This window comes from Aminobacterium mobile DSM 12262, from assembly GCF_000526395.1.
Lineage (GTDB): Bacteria > Synergistota > Synergistia > Synergistales > Aminobacteriaceae > Aminobacterium > Aminobacterium mobile.
Genome location: NZ_JAFZ01000001.1, coordinates 400989 through 421488 on the forward strand (window position 1 = coordinate 400989; position 20500 = coordinate 421488).

The following is a 20500-nucleotide window of genomic DNA, read 5'->3' on the forward strand; positions in this document are numbered from 1 at the left end:
ATAGTGAAGAAAATAAAAGCTTCATTACTTTGGGGCGTTTTGTTTCTCGTTCTTATGGGATTTTGGATATATGAAAACAACAGAAATAGTAACTTTGTTCGGGCGGTGGTTTTAAGTACAGATAACAGCGATGTGATGCGGTCTGGAATAGCAAGGATAGGGAGCCAGGAATTGCTTTTGAAGGTTGTTGATGGAAAGTTTAAGGGACAAGAGGTTGTTGGGTACAACAGCTTGCTGGGAAACTTGGATATAGATGCCTTTTACACGCCGGGAGATACAGTAGTTGCTGCATTAAGGGAAGACCATGGGAAAGTTATTGACGCAAAAGCTGTTGATCTCTACAGGCAAAGCTGGGAATTTATTCTTTTTGGTTTTTTTGTTTTTTTGCTCATTATTTATGCTGGGAATACAGGGCTAAGGGCAATCTTTTCTTTTATAGCTAGTTTATGGGTTATATGGAAAAATCTTATTCCGGGGCTTTTGGCTGGAGAAAATCCGTTGCTTTTGTCGAGTGGTATTTTGTTTGTGCTGTCGGCCATTGTTATTTTTTCTGTTGCAGGGTTTACGCGAAAGGGTTTGTCTGCTTTCTTGGGAACAGTGGCAGGATTATTTGTCACTATTGGAATTACAGCTTTTTTTGGCGATAAACTTGGGTTGCTCGGAACAACTCTCCCTTATTCTTCCACACTTTTATTTAGCGGAAATATTGGACTGAATATGAAACAGATCTTCTTTGCTGCTATTGTAATAGGCGCTTCTGGAGCAGCTATGGATATAGGTATGGATATTGCTTCTGCCATGGCGGAAGTAAAGAGCAAGAAACCTGAAATAATGTGTCGAGAACTCATTCAGTCAGGATTTAATGTGGGGCGTGCTGTTATCGGAACTATGACAACTACTTTATTACTGGCCTATTCTGGTGGATATCTAACGCTGCTTATGTTGTTTGCAAGTCAAAGTACAGATTTTGTACGAATTGTAAATTATAGAATGGTTGCGGCAGAAATATTGAGAACTGTGGCAGGAAGTATTGGCTTGGTTTTGATTGCTCCTATTACTGCTGTAATTGCCGGATGGATTTATTCTTACAATTTAGAGCCTCTTAAAGGTAGGGGCAAGTATTTTCTGGAGAAAATACAAGGTATCATTAGAATTTAAGTAGTTTCCCTTTATGATGTACTAACCAGCGGCGTAGCCCTGCTATTGCACAATTTGAGACCTGGCACCATAATGAAATAGAGGTGATGCTCTATGAATTTCGACCCCTATTGTTATCAATATCCTTCCCGTAGAAATGTTGTCTATGGCTCTAAGGGAATGGTGGCTACGTCTCATCCTTTAGCGGCTCAGGCAGGCCTTGAGATTTTAAAGCAAGGCGGCAACGCCGTTGATGCAGCTATAGCTACTGCAGCGGCTTTGACTGTAGTAGAACCTACTAGTAATGGCCTTGGCAGCGATAATTTTGCCATTATTTGGAAAGATGGGAAGCTTCATGGTATCAATGGAAGCGGTCGATCCCCTCAATCTTTTGATTTGGAAGCTTTTCGAGAGAAACATTGGCAGACTGTTCCAGACTTCGGGTGGGCTTCAGCTACAGTTCCTGCCGCTTCTAAAACATGGGCCGTTCTTGCGAAGTCTATGGGAAATTTGCCTTTAACTGCGTCTATGGCACCCGCTATTTCGTATGCTCAGGATGGTCATGCAGTGGCAGTGACTACTGCTTTTAATTGGAATAAGGCTTTTGAAAAGTATCGCAAAATTTTAAGTGGAAAAGAGTTTGCCTCGTGGTTTAAGACGTTTTCTCCTGCTGGTCGAGCGCCAAGGCCTGGGGAACGATGGATTTGCCCTGATCAGGCCTACACGTTAAAAATGATTGCTCAGACTGATGCAGAGGCTTTTTATAGGGGGGAAATTGCGGAGAAAATTGTAGCCTTTGCTCAGCAGACAGGTGGTTTTTATACGGCAGAGGATTTGGCTGCGGTGGAGCCGGAGTGGGTTGATCCTATTTCTGTGAACTATAGAGGTTATGATGTATGGGAAATTCCCCCAAATGGACAGGGCATTATCGTATTAATGGCTTTAAATATTCTAAAGGGTTTTGATTTTACTCACCGTGATGATCCCGAAACATATCATAAGCAGATTGAAGCTATAAAATTAGCATTTGCCGACGGGTTCCGATATGTGGCAGACCAACGCTATAGCCGTGTTCCTGTCTCTGAAATGATTTCAGAAGAATATGGAGCCTCACGTCGAGAGTTGGTAACAGATAAAGCTCGTATGCCAGAAGCTGGGCGACCCGAGGCATGTGGTACGGTCTACCTTTGTACGGCTGACGATGATGGAAATATGGTCTCCTTTATTCAAAGCAACTATGCTGGTTTCGGTTCAGGTATTGTTATTCCCGGAACAGGCATTGCCTTAAATAACCGTGCGAGGGGATTTTCTTTAGACCCTCACCATCCTAATGTGCTGGCCCCGGGGAAACGTCCATACCACACGATTATCCCTGGATTTTTAACAAAAGATGGGAAACCTGTAGGTCCTTTTGGCGTGATGGGTGCATTTATGCAGCCACAAGGCCATGTGCAGGTTCTTATGAACACTATAGATTTTAGTATGAACCCCCAAGAAGCCCTTGATGCTCCAAGGTGGCAGTGGATAGAGGATCTGGTAGTGGAGGTAGAGCCAGGCTTCCCTTCATGGGCAGCACAAAAGCTTCAACGGATGGGACATCATGTGCGTTGCGCTTTAGACTCGAATAGCTTCGGGAGAGGTCAGATGATCTTGCGAACGGAATGCGGCACTCTTGTTGGAGCTACAGAACCCCGCACTGATGGATGTGTTGCTGCGTGGTAGCTGCGCCAGGTTTTGATTTATGAAATACTTGATATGTCCTCTAATGGCGCCCCATATAAATATTTGCAAAATTCAGTATAATTAAGAGCGGTTAGAAAAAAACTCTAGCTTTGGAGGGATATTATGACACGTTTTTGGATCGTGATTTCTTTTTACCTAGCGATTTACGGTGTCATGACGTGGTATGTCCTGTCTTTTACGGCTAGAATTTTTTCTCTGAGAGGGTGGGGAGTTTTAGTTCTCTCTCTTTGGGGTGCTTTTATGGTGGCTTGCCCTCTTATACTACGTCTTGGCGAAAAGATTGGCGGGAGCATTTTGCGTCATGCCCTGGCGTGGGTAGGGTATGTATGGATGGGTTTTATATTCCTTTCTTTTTGCGGTTTGTTAGGGCTTATTTTGCTTCGTTTTATTTTGTGGTTTGCTCGGTATCCTCTGAGTGATTGGGGAATCCGATGGATTGGAATAGGGATAATTTTTCTATCCATTGGAACTTGTTGGTGGGCCTATAGAGAGGCTCTCGATATTCATCCTCGCCATATTGTAATAGAGAGCGATAAACTACCGCCAGAGTGGCCTGTCCTCAAGATTGTTCACATCTCTGATATTCATTTAGGCTTACTTGTTCGGGAGAAACGATTATCGAAGATAATAGATCTTGCGATAGGTGAAGATCCTCACGTAGTGGTTTCTACAGGAGATATTGTAGATGGGCAGATGAACGGAAGAGTGGGGGATATAGAGATTTTCCATCGCCTGTCTCCTCCGTTGGGGAAGTTCGGAGTTATTGGCAATCACGAGGTCTATGCGGGATTAAAACAGTCTGTGGCTTTTACGGAAGAGGCAGGTTTTCGCCTTCTTCGAAATGAATGGGTGGACGTTGGACCTGTTATATTGGCGGGAGTGAATGACCCTGCTGTATCTATGGTTGAAGAAGTGCATGCGACGGAATATAAATTATTGGCAGAAATACCCCGTGACAAGTTTTGTGTGCTTTTGAAACATCAACCTCTTGTGCGTGAAGAGACCTTGGGCTTTTACGACCTACAGCTTTCTGGTCACGTGCATGGGGGGCAGATTTGGCCTTTCAATTTTATTACAACATTGATTTATCCTATGACATCTGGTCTTCATGAACTCCCGAGGGGCAATATGCTAGTGGTGACAACTGGGGCTGGAACATGGGGGCCTCCCATGCGTCTTTTTGCCACCCCTGAAATTACCGTTATTCATATACAAAAAAAGTAGAGGCCCCTGGGGGAGAGGCCTCTGCAGAAAAGGGAGATTATTTGACTCATAGGGCACACACAACAGGAGGATTGGTACTTGATACCGTTGCGATGCTGTGTGACTATATATTAGTAGAAACGTGCCAATGAGACCCCGTCACTTTTACGGGAATATAAATAGGGGAAATTACGTATTTATTGAGTGAAGGGTATAATTTATGACATAAGGAGTATGTTTTTACCTCAAAGTAAGGACGTGACATAATGAACTCTTCAGTGAAAGTGCCTTCCAAAATTCTTGGTGTCCTTGGTGGAATGGGGCCGGCTGCTACAGCGGAATTTTTGCGGCTTTTAGCCATAAAGGCTCCGGCGAGAAGTGATCAGGAACATCCGAAGCTCTATGTTCTGTCGAATCCGCAGATTCCAGACCGCAGTAGTGCTATTTTAGGCAGGGGAGAAGACCCTACGCCCTTTTTGAAAGAGGGGTTGCTCTCGTTGGTTCAATGGGGTGCACAAGTTCTGGCTGTCCCTTGCAACACCGCTCATTTTTTTATCGACACATTTCGAAAAGAATTGCCAGTGCCTTTGATTCATATTGTAGAGGCTACAGTGGGCCTAGCTGCTGAACGGAGCTCTGAAGGAGCATGGTTGCTGGCCACCAGCGGCACTAAACAGAGCGGTATGTACGAGCGTTATGCAGAAAAAGTAGGGTATCCTTTCTTTTTCCCTACTGACGAAGATCAGGAAAAGGTTCAGGAAAGCATTGTTTTAGTAAAAGCAAATCGCCTCCGTGAGGGAGGGATATTGCTGCAAGGGGTTGTAGAGAGGCTATGGAAGGAGAGACATGTTCCTATTGTAGCTGCATGTACGGAGTTGCCCCTGGCCTATGACGCTTCTGATCTACCTGAAGAGGGAATGATTTCAAGCCTCGGAGCTTTAACAGAGGCTTGTTTGCGAGAGCTTTATAGCGAGAATAAATAGATAGTCGATTTCGATAAAAAATGAAAAAGAAGCCCCTGACACAGGCGTGTTGGGGGCTTCCCTTGCAGAAATTTCTTTCCCAATCATAAACAATGGTAATGATAGGAGCCTAGTCTTTGTTGTGTTTTCCTAACCCCTTGCTTTCTCTCTCTTTATTTAGGGATCCGGACTTTAACTGTTTTGAGAGGATTTACAACTTGGCTGATGTGCAGATCGCAGGCAATGCTTGCAAACATATACGCCCGTTCCCACGTCATTCCTCTCTTTTCGCAAATGAGGGTCACAGCTTCGTCTAGCGCTATGCGAGTGGCCTCTTCCAAAGCTTGGGCGCTGGCCAGAACAAAGTAGGCATCTTTATTTTCTAATAGGGGGGTGATGAGCCTCCTGCCTTTTTCCAGTTCTACAGTGAGGGTCACTTCTCCTCTAATTTCTACTCCCGTTCCACAGACTTCTCCATCCCCCATAATGGCATGGAGGTCGCCGAGAGCAAGTTTTCCTCCGGGGACATATATTGGAAGCCGTAAAGTAGCCCCCTCAGTCATCTGAATAGTGTCTAGATTCCCGCCATGGGTGCCAGGGATACCACAGGCTATTTCTCCTTCTGCGGGAGCTACTCCAATAACGCCTATCATGGGGCGAAGAGGTAGTTCCAGACCGCAGAAGTGCCCTTTCCCCTTTTGAATAGAGACGATTTCTGTATGGCTTTCTGTAACTTTATCTCCCAGAGGCCCCCATCCGGGGAAGAGTTCCACTACTCCTTGCGTGTCCAGTTCTATCTTTTCTATTCGGATTACAAGCACATCTCCAGGTTCTGCCCCCTCTACCCATATTGGGCCGGTAGCTGGATTGACAATGGAGTAGTCAAAGTCAGAGGAAAGACGGTGTTCCGGCAGTGTAATCTTATGGCTGAAACAGTCTTCTGTTTCAAATACAATTCGGTCGCCAGGCTGAACGCGCTTTACGGCTTCATGAGAGTTCGACATAGCATAGATGACCTGATCTCTTTTAATATGATGTTCCATATCTTTTATTGCCCTCCTTTTTTAGGGGGATTGAGTATGCTCCATACTTCTCGACCGTTCATAAGGCCTCGAGGCTTGAAGATCATAATGATCACTAAAAGCACTGCCATTAAAACGTTTACGAGGCCAAAAACAGGCGGAATAGAGAGCCCCATACATGTAAAACCTTCTTGGAGCGGAGCTAATAGCTCTGTTCCAATAGTAAGAATAGCTGTCCCGATAAGAGGGCCTGAGATGGTTCCAATGCCCCCTATAGCGAGCATGGCCACTAACTGGAAAACATAGACAAGACTAAAAGCCTTGGGGTTCATGGTGAGGACAAGATGTACCCATAAAGCGGCACCAATGCCCGTAATGAAACTTCCAATGGCGAAAGACATTATTTTATATCGTACTACGGGAACGCCCATGACGCTCGCGAGTTCCTGATCCTTTGATATGGCAATTAATCCACGACCGAAACGAGAGTTGACGAGGCGATGGGTGGCGTAAATAACCACAAGAAGGATACCATAGGCCCACCATATGTTGGTGAAGGCAGGAATATTTCGAAGCCCCATGTCTCCGTGAGTAATCCCGCGCAGATTTTCTGCCAAGTTCCCCATAACTATATTAATTCCCATAGAAGCGAGAATAAAATACTGTCCTTCGAGACGGAAAGCGGGGAGTAATAATATAACGCTGGCTATAACCGCCAAAATTCCTGCGATGAGAAGGGCCAGGGGAAAGGCTACCTGAATTTGTTCCAGCCAAAGAGGAAGGTGAAGCACTGCCTTTTTATAGGCTGGAGGCAGAGTCAGGATAGCTGTGGCATAGCCGGCTACCATCATGGTTCCGCCGAATCCGAGAGAGAATATGTTTGTATAGCCATTAGTGATGTTGACCCCTAGAGCAACGATACAGGTAACGGCCAGTAAAATAACCAGTCGAAGGTAGTATCCCCTCAGAAATGTGTTGGCGAGGAGGAGAAGGATGCCGAGAAGGATCAACGAACCGAGGATAGTTGTAGTTTTCTTATTCATATCTTCGCCCCCTACTCTATCTTAATGTTAGGTCTAAAGAGACCAGATGGTTTGATGAAGAGAATCAAAAAGAGAAGTGCCCACACAAAGAGTGGACGTATCGCTGACCATGCAGGAGGAAGAAAGGCAACGAAAAGCACCTCTCCGAGGCCTATAATGTATCCTGCTATAGCGGCTCCAGGTATGTTGCCGATGCCCCCCAGAACTGCGGCTATAAAACCGTTGAGGCCGATAATATACCCCATGCTCGGATTCACAATTCCAAAACTGATCCCATAGGATACTGCCGATATGCCCGCAAGCCCTGATCCGATAGTGAAAGCCAAAAGCACCAATGTCGCGCTATTGACGCCTACAAGCATTGCTGCGTTGGGGTCATAGGCGATAGCTCTCATGGCTGTCCCGACCTTTGTATATTTTATAAAGAGAGTGACAGAGATCAGGAGTATGCCGGTTATAGCGAGGATCCAGAGGTCTTTTACATTGAGGAACAATCCGCTTTTCGTGACGATAATACCCTCAAGAAATTCTGGAGTAGGGAAGGCTCTCCGTCCATCGCCGAAGATCATAACGAAGATATTTCGAAGTCCGAGAGATGCTCCGAAAGAGGCAATGAAGACGGTAAGGACCTCAGGGCTTTTTTTCAAACAGGGGTCGTAAACCAGCTTTTCGATGAGGAGTCCGGCTAGTACGGCTCCCCCTATGGCTCCTATGAGCCCTGTCCAGAAGGAGGCGGCAGCATTCATAATCAAAAGATAGGAGCAGAAAGCTCCGATCATGAATATCTCTCCATGGGCAAAGTTTATAAGCCCCAAAATTCCGTATATCATAGTGTAGCCAATGGCTAGGAGGGCTAAAATACTGCCATAGGAAAGGCCGTTAATAAGCTGCTGAAAAAAGTAGAGCACACCCATAATGTTATCTCACCCCCAGATAGGTTTCTTCTACGTAGGAATCTTTTGCAAGGCTGGCGCTATCGCCAGATAAGTGTATTTGCCCGCTTTCCATAACATAGGCCCGGGAGGATATTTCGAGGGCGAGTCGTACATTTTGCTCCACAAGCAGGATTGATGATCCCTGCTGGCTGATTTCCTCTATTTTTTCGTAGATCTGATCCACTACAACTGGTGCAAGGCCGAGGGATGGCTCGTCGAGAAGAAGCAGTTGGGGGCTGGTCATAACCGCTCTTCCTATAGCCAGCATTTGTTGTTCCCCTCCGCTGAGAGATTCTGCCAGCTGATCTCGCCGGTCCCAGAGTTTGGGAAACAGTTGGTAGACCCATTCCAGCTGTTCTTGATACAATGCCTTTTCTTTGAGAAGGTACCCTCCCATTTTTAGATTTTCATAGACAGAGAGGTTCCCGAAAATATTACGGCCTTCAGGGGAACATCCGATGCCGAGAGGTACTATCTTATAGGGAGGTAAGGATGTGATGTCTTTGCCTTTGTAGAGAATAGTACCTTTTGTTACGGAAAGTTCACCGGTAATACATCGAATGGTCGTAGTTTTTCCTGCCCCGTTGGGTCCTACAAGGGCTACAACCTCTCCTTCTTTTACCTCCAGGTTAATGTCGTGAAGGACTTCGGCCTTTCCATAGCCTGCAATAATGTGATTGAGCTTTAACATGCTGCTTCCCCCTTCTTTTCGGCACAGACAGCCTGCTTTTTCCAAGCTTTTTGCCCGAGATAGGCAGTGATAACCTTCTCGTTGTTTTGAACTTCAGAGGGGGTTCCTTGAGCAATGAGAGCACCTTGGTTCATTACAATGATCCGCTCACTAATTCCCATAACCACTTTCATGTTGTGTTCTACAATAATAATGCCCATTGGGGATTCCGAATGAATCATGCGGATAATGCGAATTATTTCGTCGGCCTCAGCAGGGTTAAGACCGGCAGCTGGCTCGTCAAGAAGAAGCACTTTGGGTTCGAAGAGGAGAGCTCGGGCCAATTCTGCCTTCTTTTGAATACCGTAAGGCAGGTCGTCTATGACAGTGGCGGCATATTGGTCCATATTCAACAGCCCAAGGACGTGATGTATTTTCTCTTCTATTCGCTTTTCCTCTTTTTTATATTTTGAAGTGAAGAAAAAAGCGTCTTTGAAGCTATAGCGCAAAGAGAGATGAAAGGCGATTTTCATATTCTCCAGAAGGGATAGTCCCTTCATGAGCCGAAGGTTTTGAAAAGTGCGCACGATGCCTTTGGCCGTAATGCGGTGAGGTGGATTGTTGGTTATATTTTCTCCATCGAGTTCTACTGTCCCCGATGTAACTTTCAGGACTCCGGTAAGAAGGTTGAATACTGTGGTTTTACCGGCTCCGTTGGGACCGATGAGGCCTAAAAGCTCCCCCTGCTCAAGTTGGAAGCTTAGACTGTCCACAGCTCGAAGTCCGCCAAAGCTTTTTGTCAAATTTTGAATGTTCAGCATACCATCAGCTCCAGACGTATTATGAATAGGCAGAGGCTGTGTTCCAGCCTCTGCCAGAGATGTTTTTATAGATCTTCCGGGTAGATTATGTCTTTATAGACTCTCTGTCCGCCCTTGAACTCTTTAAAGACGACTGGTTTCAGAGGAACTCTCGGATACTTCACCATTTGGGGATCTGGATACGAAATAGGCATGGTGGTTTTTACGAACTTGTGGCTTTGAATTGTATCTCTCAAAGCTACTCTCTGTTCTTCAAGAGACATGGAATCCCATTTTTCTTTCCCGATGGTTTCAATGGATTCCAGCATAATATTGACGGCGTCGAAACCGAGGCACTCAAAAGCGCCGGGCTCGTTGTTGTATTCCGCTCTGTAAGCCTCCACAAATTTCTTGGCATTTTCCGTAAGAGGATATTCTGCTGCAAAGTGGGTAGAGACAATGGCACCCTCTATAGAGGGTCCACCTACCTCTACAACGCTCTGGTCGTCAGCACCGTCGGTAAGAACTATAGGAAGCTTGATGCCGAGTTTTTCTGCCTGTTTTGCGATAATAGGCCCATCTTGTGGGAATGGGGGCGTAATAACGATGCCTTCAATCTTTTCTTTCTCTATGACTGTTTTTAGGCGAGTGAGCTGGGCCGTAAAGTTTACGTCGCCAGTTTGATAGATTTCCTGATGTGCAATCGCCGCGTCATCTTTGGTGTAGGCTTTGAAAGCATCCATAAAGAAATTTGAGAGGTCGGTACTATAAGCGCTGGCATTGTCCCAAATAACAGCTACTTTTTTCCATCCCAGGGTATGGGCGCAATATTTAGCTACAGCTTGCCCCTGATAGTTATCTCCAAAGGGAGTCATGAAGATAAAATCTCCAATGCTGGGAATAGTTGGCGTTGTAGCCGTACCGTCAAGGAACACGGTTTTTCCTTCTTGGAAAATGGGGCCGGCAGCAGATACAAGAGAGTCATCGGTCAGTCCACATGCAGCTATTACTTTGCTCTCTTCCACCAAACGGATAGCGGCATTTGAAATAACCGTGGTGTCGCTCTGTCCGTCAATGTTTTTGAGCTCTAGTTTATGACCGATAACACCTCCTTGCTCGTTAGCAAGTTTTACAGCAAGCTGAGTTCCGCGAAGGCCGGCTTGCCCCAAGGGAGCTGCAATCCCTACCTGGCTCCATATAGAGCCAATGACAATAGGACCTTCCTCTGCACTGGCTATAGTTGCCGATGCGACAAAAAACGTGAGAACAAAGAATAGCGACAAAATCTTGCGAATGTTTCTTCCCTTCATACTGAATGCACCTCCATGAGAGTATGTGTGTATAGCTTATGACATAGCTTTTGCTGACGTCGCCCAGCAAAACTTTTTATTGGTAAACAGAAAAATAATTTAGAGTGCTTACATACGAGAAACTTTTGTTATGAAACAACACAGTAAAACTCGTAATTTATTAGAAAGACTCTTTAACGTTATAAAGTAAAAACAGGAACTATCGGGTTGATGTTGACAGAGAGACACACGTGCTTGTTGTGTACGTGCATGTGGTAGTGTGAGTAGTAGTTGTTGAAAGAGAGAGCTGGATAAATGAAGTTGTTGCTAATTTGAAAGAGGAAAAACAATCTTGGGAAACCAGTAGAGGGTGAACACAAAAATTCCACAGCTTCTTCTGTAGCGATTTCTGCTGCGAAAACACGCTTAACATGCTGGGAAAGGCTATATCCGCTGCTTGTAAAAGACAGAACCAGCGCTGCATTGAAAAAACCTCGCTTTCAAAATGAAGTTATATTGAGAATAAGAGTCAAAAACATAAAAAATAAATTCCCAACTTTTAAATATACATACAGTATAAATAAGGAAGACGTTTTGTCAAATTTAAACACTTTCGTTTGCGAAGCATATGCTTTACTAGCCTCGGGATATTGTAGTTCTTATGGTAGAATGGAAAAACATTTTGGCAGAGTAGGCGACTTTGCGTTAAGTGCTTAGGGATGGGACGTTGCCCTGAGACGAAAAGCTTTCACCAGCTTGCGGTAGGCCGCCGCGTTCGCTGCCACATCGATACGTTACTCCTTTGATGTGGCAGACCTGCCCATAAAGGAGGCGTTCGTTTTTGAAAAAACAGCAAGGCAATTTGTTTAAGTATCGCTCTTCAACTCAGGAAATTGTCTATATCTCTCTCCTCGTAGCTTTGAATATTGTGCTAACCCGTATTGCGAGTATTCGAGTTCCCATGGCTGGTGTGGAAATGGTACGAATTGGTTTTGGCGCGTTGCCTGTGGTTTTTGCTGGGGTTTATATGGGACCCCGTGCAGGAGGGGTTGTAGGGGCGCTAGGGGACGCTATTGGATTCTGGATCAATCCTATGGGGCCGTATATGCCCCATTTCACTCTTACAGCAGCACTTACAGGGATTATCCCCCCCTTGGTCTTGAAGTGTTTTCATACCAAGGGAGACTACGCCTTCTGGCAGCTTCTTGTGGGGCTGGCAGTGGGGCAGACCATCACGGCGGTGTTGCTGGTTCCCTATTTTATGCAGTCTCTTTATGGAGTGCCAATGATAGTTACTATGATCCCTCGTATCCAGACTCAGGTAATTCAGATCCCCCTTTATGCTTTTTTGGTGAAGAGTATAGCGAGAAGAATGTCTATTGCCTTTGGATAAAAAACGAAGGCTTAAGACAAGGAGCCAGTTAAAAACGTCCATTTGATCGTGAAAAGAGCCGTTTTAAAAAACGGCTCTTTTTTTGTGGGAAAGTGGATGCATTATACGAACCCAAATATATTTAATGTTTAAAAGAAAGATGATATACAATAGTTGTAAAATTTAAACCTTTTGGGGGGAGGGGAAATAATATTGACCATTCGAAAAAAACTGTTAGGCGTCAGTATTTGTGTCCTTATTCTCTTTTCCATGGCGCTGTTTGTCGTGAACAGAAGAAGTGAGCGTTTTTTTGTTCGTTACCTTGAAGCATCTGGTATGGAGATCATCGCGGCTGATGCTCAAATTGTGGGATCTTTTTTTGAGAAATACGAGAATTTTATGGATGCGGCAGCCTCTGCTGCAGAGCAATCTTATCGCCTTGATTCTATTTTAAAGCCTGCTTTGGAAGAGATGACGAAGAAAATGGCAAAGGATGGAGTTATGGCGGTGTATTTGGGGACGGAAGATGACGGGCGTTTTATTGTAGGTGGCGATTGGGTTCCGCCAGATGGGTGGGATCCTCGCGAAAGGCCGTGGTACAAGCAGGCATTGGAAGAAAAAAATACTATTTTTACCCGCCCATACATTGATTCTATCACTGGCAATGTAGTGACTACAGCGGCAACTCCAGTCTATGAGGGACCTAAATTAATCGGGGTCGTTGGATGTGATGTCGACATTTCTACTTTAAGTGATTTTGTTGCTGGCTTGAAAATTGCGGGGGAGGGGTCGGGTTTTCTCTTAACCCCTGAAGGATTGGTGATGGCAAGTTTTCATAAAGAAGATGTTATGAAGGCCAATATGGCGACTCATCTTCAATTTCCCCAATCTCTTCGAGATATAGCCAATCGCATGATTAACGGGAGCTCTGGAATGGATAAGTTTATACAGGATGGAGTGGAGCAGTACGCATTTTTTGCCCCCACCCGCCATGGTTTTTCATTGGGCATTACCTTCCCCACATCGACGATAAAAACTCAAGTCGGAGCTATTACTCGTCAGCTACTTTATATTGCTGGCGGTATTTTTTTGCTTCTTTTGCTTGTTTTAAGGTGGATTTCTGTGGGGATCAACCGTTCTGTAGATATGTTGACATCTGATGTAAAGAAATTAGGTCAGAAAAACCTGGCTATTCGGTGCCTTACAAAAGGGAATGATGAGATGAGCATGATCGCCATGGAGCTAAACAAGATGGTGGACTCGTTGGGGAATGCTATGACTATAGGTCGCCGCCAGGCTCGACAAACTTTAGATAGTTCACAGACTCTTGGTGCCCTTTCCGAGGAGACATCTGCTTCCATGGAAGAAGTGAAAGCTTCTGTAGATGAGGCAGAGCAAGCCATTCACTCTATCCTTCAGGCGGCTACTTCCGTTTCAAAAGTGGTTCACTCTTCGGAAGAGACAGCTCAAGATGTGGCAAAAGAAACCCAACAAATAGCGTCGTTGACAGAACAGGCGGCATCTCTTACTGAAAAAGTGAGAGGGTTAAGTTCTTCTGTTGTGCAAAATATAGATAATGCAGTGCATCAGGCAAGGGTGAATGGTGAAGCTTCACGTCAGTTATTAGATTCTATTGGCAAAGTAAAAATTTTTGTGGAAACTATCACTAAAATTGCTGATCAGACAAACCTTTTAGCGTTGAATGCTGCTATAGAAGCGGCTAGAGCAGGGGAGGCCGGTCGTGGGTTCGCTGTTGTGGCTGAAGAGGTCCGAAAACTCGCAGAAGAATCTGCAGAGGCGGCTCAGCAAGTTCGCTCCATTACCGATGTAATAGTGGCTGATACTGGCAGGACAAATGATGCTGCAGAAGCGATGGTGGGCATTCTTCAAGAGGCATCTCAGCGTATAGAGGGAACCCAGACAGCTGTAGGGGAGACAAGCGCTATGCTGCCTCAGATTAACGAAGCAGTGCAGAATATAGTGACATTGTCTCACGGCCAGGCAACAGAGGCCCAAAATCTAAGGCAGAGTACTGACGAATCTACCCGGCGTATCCAGGAACTGCTGGAAACTGTCCATCAGATCAGTCAAGCCTTTGAAGATACAGCTCGGGCAGGGGAACAATTGGCTGTAGAAGCTCAGAAGTTGTCTTCTCAGGCAGAAGAGACTCAGAACATTATGGAAGAATTTAAATTGGAAGATCAGAAGGGGCTTATGGTTCAAGCGTAGGTATTGTTTAAAATGCCCGCGCAGTCTCTGCAATGAAGTCTCGGTATGCGTATGCCCCAAGCGCAGGTTCCGTTTAAGATATCCTGCGTGGTTGCCGCAACGAGGGCTCTACATACGTATGGTTCGAGCGCACGTGCTGTTTAGAAATGTCTCTGAGCCTTGTCTCCTCTAATAGACAAGGCTCAGAGATTTTTATATGCTTAATTTTTTTGAGTGGGGAGCTTTATTTCAAATAGTGTTTTTTCTCCATTCGCCGTGACGAGAGCTATATTTCCTCCATGGGCTGTAAGAATTCTTTTGGCAATAGCTAATCCAAGACCATACCCACCAGAGCCCCATTGTCCTCTAGCTCTGTGAGAGTCGCCACGGCGAAATCGTTCGAAGATGAAAGCGGCAGTTTCCTGGGAAATTCCAATGCCGTTATCTTCTATCTGAAGAATCCACCATCCTTCTTGATGGGAAAGAGAGACAGAGATCTCCCCTCCTTTTTCTGTCCCGAATTTCTCTCGAACATATTTTATAGCGTTATCAAGAATGTTTCGGATGGCTCGAGAGAGATCCTGTGCTCGCCCCATTATCAACGCCCTTTCGGGGAGATCTGTTTGTATGGAGATATATTCGGCTAATGGATGATTTCGGCCTTCTTCTGTGAGAGATTGAAGGAGGCGAGAAAGGTCCAATTCTTCCTCCTTTTCTGAGGGGGGCTCGCTTTCCAGCCGAGAGAGGAGGAGCAGATCGTCCACAAGGCTGGTCATGCGCTCCTGTTGATGAATAATGGAATCGAGATAGCGTCCTATTTCTTCGTTTTGTTCGTACTCTTCCTGTAAAAATTCAGCGGTAGCACGAATAGTGGTAAGGGGGGTCTGAAGCTCATGTCCCGCATCGGCAATAAAATCTCGTCGAGCCTGCTCAAGTCGAATTTCCTCTGTAAGGTCGGCAATAACCAGGAGCGGACCACTGCCAGTTTGACGAGCATAAATGCTTAAATGGCGGCCTTCTTGTTCGGGCATTTCTGCTTTAATTGTCTGTTCTTTTCCTTCTTTTGCCTCTTGGAGCAGGGGGTACAGTTCCGCCAACGTGAGAAAACGTTCTATAGGTTGGCCTGGAGTCATAGTGGTTCTGATCCCCAGCAATGTTTGGGCTATAGTGTTGGAATAGCGAAGCCGATTGTCATTATCGAGGAGAATGACTCCTACAGGCAAGGCTGCGATAATACGAGAAAGAGTGTCTCTCTCTTTCCCAAGGTCTTCCAGAGCGTTTTTTAGACGAGACGACATTGTTTGCAGAGATTCGGAAAGACGTTGAAGTTCCGGATCTGCCATGAGAGGAAAACGGACATCTTTGTCCTCTGAAATAGTATGTGCTGTTGCAATAATACGTTCCAGAGGAGTGAAAAAACGTCGGACGATCCAGAAACCAACCATAATAATCAGAAAGGCAATGATGATAATATACGAGAGAAATTGCAGTTTGGCCTGAAAAATTGTTTCTTTGAGGGTTGTAAGAGGATAGGCCATGCGTATGAAGTATGTTTTGTCGTTGAAGAAAAATTTTCGTGCCAGATAGACCATATAGGCCTTGAGAGAATGGCTGTAACGAGTGGTGCTGCCTAGCCCCTCTTTAGTTGCCTGACGTATTTCCGGTCTTCCTTTATGGTTATCAAGGGTTTCCGCATCTGTTGCGCTATCGAGGATTACCCGCCCATCCTGGTTGATAATAGAGATGCGGCTTCCGAAAATATCCGACCACTGTTGAAGGTTTCGTTGAAAGGCGGAGTATCCGTTATCTTCTATTACTTGTGTTATGGCGGCGGTATGTCTCGACAGCCTGTCTATGGCATCAGAAATAAGCCGCTCTTTCATAATGCTCGAAACGAGAAACCAGCTTATTATGAAAGCCAAAACGGTGACGAGGGTAAGCACCGCGGTTACTTTTCCCTTGAGGGTATTCATGATTGTTTCTCCCAGGTGAGGCGATAGCCGCGACTTCGAAGGGTCTGTATAGTGAGGGCGGGTTCTCTTCCGTCCTCGATTTTTTTACGAAGTCGTGAAATATGGACGTCTACAGTTCGCGTATCTCCTCCATAGAGGTTCCAAATCCGGCCGAGCATTTCGTCTCTGGAGACAGTGCGTCCAAAACGCCGGGCCAAGAGTTCGAGGATACGAAATTCTGTGGGGCTGAGGTCGAGAAGTGACTGCCGCAAGATTGCTGTCTGACTTTCGAAATCAAGAATCAAATCTCCTTCCTCCACTCTTTGTCGGCTCTCATCTGCTATTTGGACACGGCGCAAAATGGCCCCCACTCGAGCTGTTAATTCAGCAAGGGAAAAAGGCTTTTTAATATAATCATCTGCCCCGAGGTCTAGACCTTCCACTACGTCTGTTTCCTCTCGACGGGCGGTGAGCATAATAATGGGGATAGAGGCCGTTTCTTTGTTGCTTTTCAGACGACGACAGACTTCCCACCCATCCATTCGAGGAAGCATGAGGTCAAGGATAATAAGATCTGGCTTGGCTGTAAAAGCCATATCAAGAGCCGTATCTCCGTCTGCGGCATTAAGGGTGTCATATCCACGGCGTTTTAAGGCTTGAGAAACTATTTCTTGAATTCCTTTCTCATCATCTACTACAAGAATACGCTGTCCATTCACCCTTATCGCTCCTTTGGCCTGCGGTATGTGGAGGCTTTAACGGTCTTCCCGGTAATAATGTAAATGACCCGTTCTGCTATATTCGTAATGTGATCTCCTGCTCGCTCCAGAGTTCTCGCCACGTTGAGAAGTAGCGTTGCCTGCTCTATACGTTGGGGGCGTTCCATCATGAGCAGAAGTAATTCGCGCATAATCTGTTTTTCAAGGTCGTCAATAAGGTCGTCTAAAGGGAAAACGCGAATAGCCGTAGCTTCGTTTTTAGATTCCAAGGCTTCTAAGGTCTTTTCCAACATTTCAGAGAGAATGTCTACCATTCGGGGGATATCGATGAGAGGCTTCATAAGCTCTTTATCGGCTACTTCAATGGCGGCTTTTGCGATGTTGGTGGCATAATCTCCTACTCTTTCCAGGTCTACCGCCATGTGCATAATGGAAGAAACAGCACGTAAATCTTCTCCGAGTGGCTGAAAACGAGCAGTGAATTGCATGCAAGCCATATCAAGTTCTGCTGCGAGATCATCTATTGCGTCATCTCGGTTAATAATTTCGCGAGCCACGGCTGCGTTCTGATTCTTTAGAGCCCAAACAGATCTGGTGAGAGATTCTTCAGACATTTTCCCCAGTCGAGTGAGCATTCGTATAAGTTCTGTAAGATCCGTTTCGAGTTGTCTTCTTGTATTGATTTGATCCATAGACTTGTCACTTCCTTCCAGAAAAGATCAGATTCCTTTTAGCCGAATCGACCAGTGATGTAGTCTTCTGTGCGTTTATCCTCTGGCGATGTGAAGAGTTTGGGGGTCTTCCCGTATTCTACAAGATCCCCTGTAAGAAAAAATGCAGTGTAATCCGATATTCGAGCGGCTTGCTGCATATTATGCGTCACAATAATGACAGTGTATCTTTCTTTGAGGGTTCGTACAAGTTCCTCGATACGGGCTGTGGCCATGGGATCGAGAGCGCTTGTGGGTTCGTCCATGAGGAGAACGTCAGGTTCTGTGGCAATGGCCCGGGCAATGCAGAGACGCTGTTGTTGGCCTCCAGAAAGGCCGAGTCCAGATGTTTTTAATTTGTCTTTTACCTCAGCCCAGAGAGCGGCTCCGCGAAGACTTTGTTCTACTATTTCGTCAAGATGATCTCTGTTTTTTACTCCATGGATGCGAGGACCGTAAGCCACATTATCGTAAATAGACATGGGGAAAGGGTTAGGTTTCTGAAACACCATTCCTACCCGGCGTCGAAGAGCTATGACGTCAGTGTCGCCTGAGTATATATTGGTATTATCCAGATAGATTTGTCCCTCAATTCTAGCTTCGGCTATAAAATCGTTCATTCGATTGAGGCAGCGAAGGAAGCTGCTTTTCCCGCATCCAGAGGGGCCGATAAGGGCTGTAACGGTCTTCCCATATATTTCCATATTGATATTTTTTAAAACTTTATAGTCACCGTAGTAAAGGTTTAAATCTGAAACAATAAGTTGAGGTCTATTCATGGATACCGACTCCTTGTCCATAAACTATTGCCCCCTTTGTCTGAGGCGGGCTCGCATCATGACTCCCACAGCACTCATTCCGAGAACAAGGGCTAAGAGGACAAGCACTGTTCCGTACTGGATGGGGCGAGTGAGTGTAATATCTGTCCCTTCTGTAGCGAGAACCATAATGTGATAAGGCAGAGCCATGACTTCATCGAAAAGACTTTGGGCCACGTTAGGCGTGAAATAGGCGGCTCCGGTAAAAATAATGGGAGCTGTTTCTCCGGCGACCCGCCCAATACTGAGTATGGCCCCTGTAATAATTGTGGACGAAGCAGCTGGGAAAACAACCTTTCTGATGGTTTGCCACTTAGTGGCCCCGAGAGCGTATGAAGCTTCTCGGAAGTCTTTGGGTACTGCCTGAAAGGCTTGTTCTGACGCAGTAACAATAAGAGGCAAGGCCAAGCATCCAAGAGTGAGGCCTGCTGAGAGCAATGATGAGCCGAAACCTAGAAGAATAACGAAGAGAGAGAGGCCGAAGAGGCCAAAAACAACAGATGGAACTCCAGCGAGGGAACGGATAGCCAGACGGATCAGAAATGTAAATTTATTTTTCTTCGAGTATTCCGATAGATAAAGGCCTGTTGCGATTCCTACCGGCAGAGCAAAAAGCATAGAGACAACCACTAACTGTAACGTGCCTATAAGGGGGGTACTGATGCCTCCTCGAGTCATATTTTCCCTTGGGGGTTCCGTTATAAACTCCCAGGAGAGGGCCTGAACTCCATTTACAAAAATAAAAGCAATGATGGAGAGAAGTAAAATTACCATAGTCGTAATGGAACTCCAGAGAAGAAGAGTCATGAATGTGTTGAAGAGTTTTCGACGATTCATGAAGCCTGCACCTTCCTCTTATTCTCTATCCAGCTCGAGAGAATATTAATGGCCAGCGTGATACACAATAAAATAAGGCCGGCAAAAAAAAGAGCATGGTAGTGCGGTGAACCCACAGGAGTTTCTCCCATTTCTGTGGCTATTGTGGATGTGAGGGGCCTTACGGGGTCAAAAAGTGATAGGGGGACAAGAGCTGCTCCTCCAGCGGCCATGAGAACTACCATGGTTTCACCCATGCCTCTCATAATGCCTAAAAGACATGCTGATAGAATGCCGGGAAGGGCTGCGGGAAAAACCACTTTGCTGATAGTTTCCCAACGGGTGGCTCCTAATGCGAAAGAAGCATCTCGAAGTTCTTTTGGAACTGCGGAAAGGGCTTCTTCCGCAAGTGACCCTACAATAGGGATAATGAGGATCCCCAATAAGAGAGAGGCATTGAAAAGGTTAAGACCGGAAAGGATATTGAACCGTTCCTGAAGCCACGGAGCTATAACCACCATACCCAGAAAGCCCAAAATAATGGATGGAAGGAAACCAAGAAGCTCAAGGATGGGTTTTAGAAAAGAACGGGCTCTCTGCGAGGCTATTTCTGAAATAAAAATGGCGATAAAAAGACTTATAGGGAGAGCCAACACGGATGAAAGAATAGTAACGGTGATAGTCCCTACAATGAGAGATAGCATACCTAAGGCTGGGGGAGTTTCTGTGGGATACCAGTCTGTTCCCGTAAGAATTCCTTTGAGTGAGACTGATTTTAATACAGGAAGTCCTTCCTTGATCAGGAAGAACAGAATAAATAGCATAATAAAAATGCCTATAGAGGAGACGACGGCTATAACCATAAAAGGTATATTTTCTTTTTTCATGTACATCACATATCCTCTTTTTCTATAAGTAGTAGTGTCCATGTTTCCTTTCCTAACACATGTTTCTCGTTTTCTCTCTTAATCATTAATCAGTAGAACAAATACGCTCCTTCCTCCCTATACTTTTGCGAGCAGGAATTCGCCCATGGGAGGATGGGCGAATTCCTTGAAGGGGGGCTTCTAGGTTCTGGTAGCCCGGTTCCTAGGAGGTTGT

The 20500-nt window shown here is 45.5% G+C and carries 18 protein-coding genes and 1 riboswitch; of the genes, 6 read left to right on the top strand and 12 right to left on the bottom strand.

What is annotated here, in order from left to right; translation table 11 throughout:
* The first annotated feature begins 3 nt into the window (after window positions 1–3).
* The 4 genes from K360_RS0101895 to cuyB all read left to right on the top strand — a co-directional run bounded on the left by K360_RS0101895 (window position 4) and on the right by cuyB (window position 5066).
* Entirely contained in the window at window positions 4–1158 is a 1155-nt protein-coding gene (locus K360_RS0101895; RefSeq protein WP_024821497.1) for a YibE/F family protein, read from the top strand.
* 93 nt (window positions 1159–1251) lie between these two features.
* A complete protein-coding gene (locus K360_RS0101900; RefSeq protein ID WP_024821498.1) occupies window positions 1252–2859 on the top strand; it encodes a gamma-glutamyltransferase family protein in 1608 nt (535 codons plus the stop codon).
* A 123-nt stretch (window positions 2860–2982) separates the two neighbouring features.
* Complete coding sequence (locus K360_RS0101905) at window positions 2983–4104, top strand: metallophosphoesterase (protein ID WP_024821499.1); 1122 nt, start codon at window positions 2983–2985, stop codon at window positions 4102–4104.
* 245 nt (window positions 4105–4349) lie between these two features.
* Window positions 4350–5066 (top strand): cysteate racemase, encoded by a 717-nt coding sequence (gene cuyB, locus K360_RS0101910; RefSeq protein WP_024821500.1) that lies wholly within the window; start codon window positions 4350–4352, stop codon window positions 5064–5066.
* A gap of 152 nt (window positions 5067–5218) precedes the next feature.
* Here cuyB and K360_RS0101915 read toward each other — a convergent pair whose 3' ends face one another.
* The 6 genes from K360_RS0101915 to K360_RS0101940 all read right to left on the bottom strand — a co-directional run bounded on the left by K360_RS0101915 (window position 5219) and on the right by K360_RS0101940 (window position 10825).
* A complete protein-coding gene (locus K360_RS0101915) occupies window positions 5219–6088 on the bottom strand; it encodes an acetamidase/formamidase family protein (RefSeq protein WP_024821501.1) in 870 nt (289 codons plus the stop codon).
* Window positions 6089–6093: 5 nt separating this feature from the next.
* On the bottom strand, window positions 6094–7110 hold the full coding sequence (locus K360_RS0101920; RefSeq protein ID WP_024821502.1) for a branched-chain amino acid ABC transporter permease: 1017 nt from the start codon (window positions 7108–7110) through the stop codon (window positions 6094–6096).
* 11 nt (window positions 7111–7121) lie between these two features.
* On the bottom strand, window positions 7122–8024 hold the full coding sequence (locus K360_RS0101925) for a branched-chain amino acid ABC transporter permease (protein WP_024821503.1): 903 nt from the start codon (window positions 8022–8024) through the stop codon (window positions 7122–7124).
* A 4-nt stretch (window positions 8025–8028) separates the two neighbouring features.
* Complete coding sequence (locus tag K360_RS0101930; RefSeq protein ID WP_024821504.1) at window positions 8029–8736, bottom strand: ABC transporter ATP-binding protein; 708 nt, start codon at window positions 8734–8736, stop codon at window positions 8029–8031.
* Window positions 8730–9536, bottom strand: a complete 807-nt coding sequence (locus K360_RS0101935; RefSeq protein ID WP_024821505.1) for an ABC transporter ATP-binding protein — start codon at window positions 9534–9536, stop codon at window positions 8730–8732. Before K360_RS0101935 ends, K360_RS0101930 begins: the two co-directional genes overlap by 7 nt.
* A 65-nt stretch (window positions 9537–9601) precedes the next feature.
* The gene (locus K360_RS0101940; protein WP_024821506.1) at window positions 9602–10825 is read right to left on the bottom strand and encodes an ABC transporter substrate-binding protein; all 1224 of its coding nucleotides are present in this window, start codon (window positions 10823–10825) and stop codon (window positions 9602–9604) included.
* Between the two features lie 663 nt (window positions 10826–11488).
* A riboswitch (THF riboswitch) is annotated at window positions 11489–11587 on the top strand.
* A gap of 58 nt (window positions 11588–11645) precedes the next feature.
* Here K360_RS0101940 and K360_RS0101945 point away from each other — a divergent pair.
* Window positions 11646–12197 carry a folate family ECF transporter S component gene (locus tag K360_RS0101945; RefSeq protein ID WP_245587075.1) on the top strand — a complete coding sequence of 184 codons (552 nt, stop codon included), beginning with the start codon at window positions 11646–11648 and terminating at the stop codon, window positions 12195–12197.
* A 192-nt stretch (window positions 12198–12389) separates the two neighbouring features.
* Window positions 12390–14405, top strand: a complete 2016-nt coding sequence (locus K360_RS0101950; protein ID WP_024821508.1) for a methyl-accepting chemotaxis protein — start codon at window positions 12390–12392, stop codon at window positions 14403–14405.
* A gap of 200 nt (window positions 14406–14605) precedes the next feature.
* Here the strand turns inward: K360_RS0101950 and K360_RS0101955 are convergent, their stop codons facing one another.
* The 6 genes from K360_RS0101955 to pstC are packed head-to-tail and all read right to left on the bottom strand — an operon-like array spanning window position 14606 to window position 20286.
* Window positions 14606–16357, bottom strand: coding sequence for an ATP-binding protein (locus K360_RS0101955; protein ID WP_024821509.1), 1752 nt, complete (start codon window positions 16355–16357; stop codon window positions 14606–14608).
* Window positions 16354–17055, bottom strand: coding sequence for a response regulator transcription factor (locus K360_RS0101960; RefSeq protein WP_024821510.1), 702 nt, complete (start codon window positions 17053–17055; stop codon window positions 16354–16356). The genes K360_RS0101955 and K360_RS0101960 overlap by 4 nt, the downstream gene beginning before the upstream one ends.
* A 2-nt stretch (window positions 17056–17057) precedes the next feature.
* Window positions 17058–17747: a phosphate signaling complex protein PhoU gene (phoU, locus tag K360_RS0101965; protein ID WP_024821511.1), complete on the bottom strand. Its 690-nt coding sequence runs from the start codon at window positions 17745–17747 to the stop codon at window positions 17058–17060.
* A gap of 38 nt (window positions 17748–17785) precedes the next feature.
* A complete protein-coding gene (gene pstB / locus K360_RS0101970; protein WP_024821512.1) occupies window positions 17786–18565 on the bottom strand; it encodes a phosphate ABC transporter ATP-binding protein PstB in 780 nt (259 codons plus the stop codon).
* Window positions 18566–18568: 3 nt separating this feature from the next.
* Window positions 18569–19420 (bottom strand): phosphate ABC transporter permease PstA, encoded by an 852-nt coding sequence (gene pstA / locus K360_RS0101975; protein WP_024821513.1) that lies wholly within the window; start codon window positions 19418–19420, stop codon window positions 18569–18571.
* Window positions 19417–20286: a phosphate ABC transporter permease subunit PstC gene (gene pstC / locus K360_RS0101980; protein ID WP_024821514.1), complete on the bottom strand. Its 870-nt coding sequence runs from the start codon at window positions 20284–20286 to the stop codon at window positions 19417–19419. The genes pstA and pstC overlap by 4 nt, the downstream gene beginning before the upstream one ends.
* Window positions 20287–20500 lie beyond the last annotated feature (214 nt).

Excerpts from the sequence above, each read along its gene's own strand:
- phoU (WP_024821511.1), bottom strand. The coding sequence starts at position 17,747 with ATGGATCAAATCAATACAAGAAGACAACTCGAAACGGATCTTACAGAA.
- K360_RS0101925 (WP_024821503.1), bottom strand. The coding sequence starts at position 8,024 with ATGGGTGTGCTCTACTTTTTTCAGCAGCTTATTAACGGCCTTTCCTAT.
- K360_RS0101955 (WP_024821509.1), bottom strand. The coding sequence starts at position 16,357 with ATGAATACCCTCAAGGGAAAAGTAACCGCGGTGCTTACCCTCGTCACC.
- K360_RS0101915 (WP_024821501.1), bottom strand. The coding sequence starts at position 6,088 with ATGGAACATCATATTAAAAGAGATCAGGTCATCTATGCTATGTCGAAC.
- pstA (WP_024821513.1), bottom strand. The coding sequence starts at position 19,420 with ATGAATCGTCGAAAACTCTTCAACACATTCATGACTCTTCTTCTCTGG.
- pstB (WP_024821512.1), bottom strand. The coding sequence starts at position 18,565 with ATGGACAAGGAGTCGGTATCCATGAATAGACCTCAACTTATTGTTTCA.
- K360_RS0101935 (WP_024821505.1), bottom strand. The coding sequence starts at position 9,536 with ATGCTGAACATTCAAAATTTGACAAAAAGCTTTGGCGGACTTCGAGCT.
- pstC (WP_024821514.1), bottom strand. The coding sequence starts at position 20,286 with ATGAAAAAAGAAAATATACCTTTTATGGTTATAGCCGTCGTCTCCTCT.
- cuyB (WP_024821500.1), top strand. The coding sequence starts at position 4,350 with ATGAACTCTTCAGTGAAAGTGCCTTCCAAAATTCTTGGTGTCCTTGGT.
- K360_RS0101930 (WP_024821504.1), bottom strand. The coding sequence starts at position 8,736 with ATGTTAAAGCTCAATCACATTATTGCAGGCTATGGAAAGGCCGAAGTC.
- K360_RS0101920 (WP_024821502.1), bottom strand. The coding sequence starts at position 7,110 with ATGAATAAGAAAACTACAACTATCCTCGGTTCGTTGATCCTTCTCGGC.
- K360_RS0101940 (WP_024821506.1), bottom strand. The coding sequence starts at position 10,825 with ATGAAGGGAAGAAACATTCGCAAGATTTTGTCGCTATTCTTTGTTCTC.
- K360_RS0101905 (WP_024821499.1), top strand. The coding sequence starts at position 2,983 with ATGACACGTTTTTGGATCGTGATTTCTTTTTACCTAGCGATTTACGGT.
- K360_RS0101900 (WP_024821498.1), top strand. The coding sequence starts at position 1,252 with ATGAATTTCGACCCCTATTGTTATCAATATCCTTCCCGTAGAAATGTT.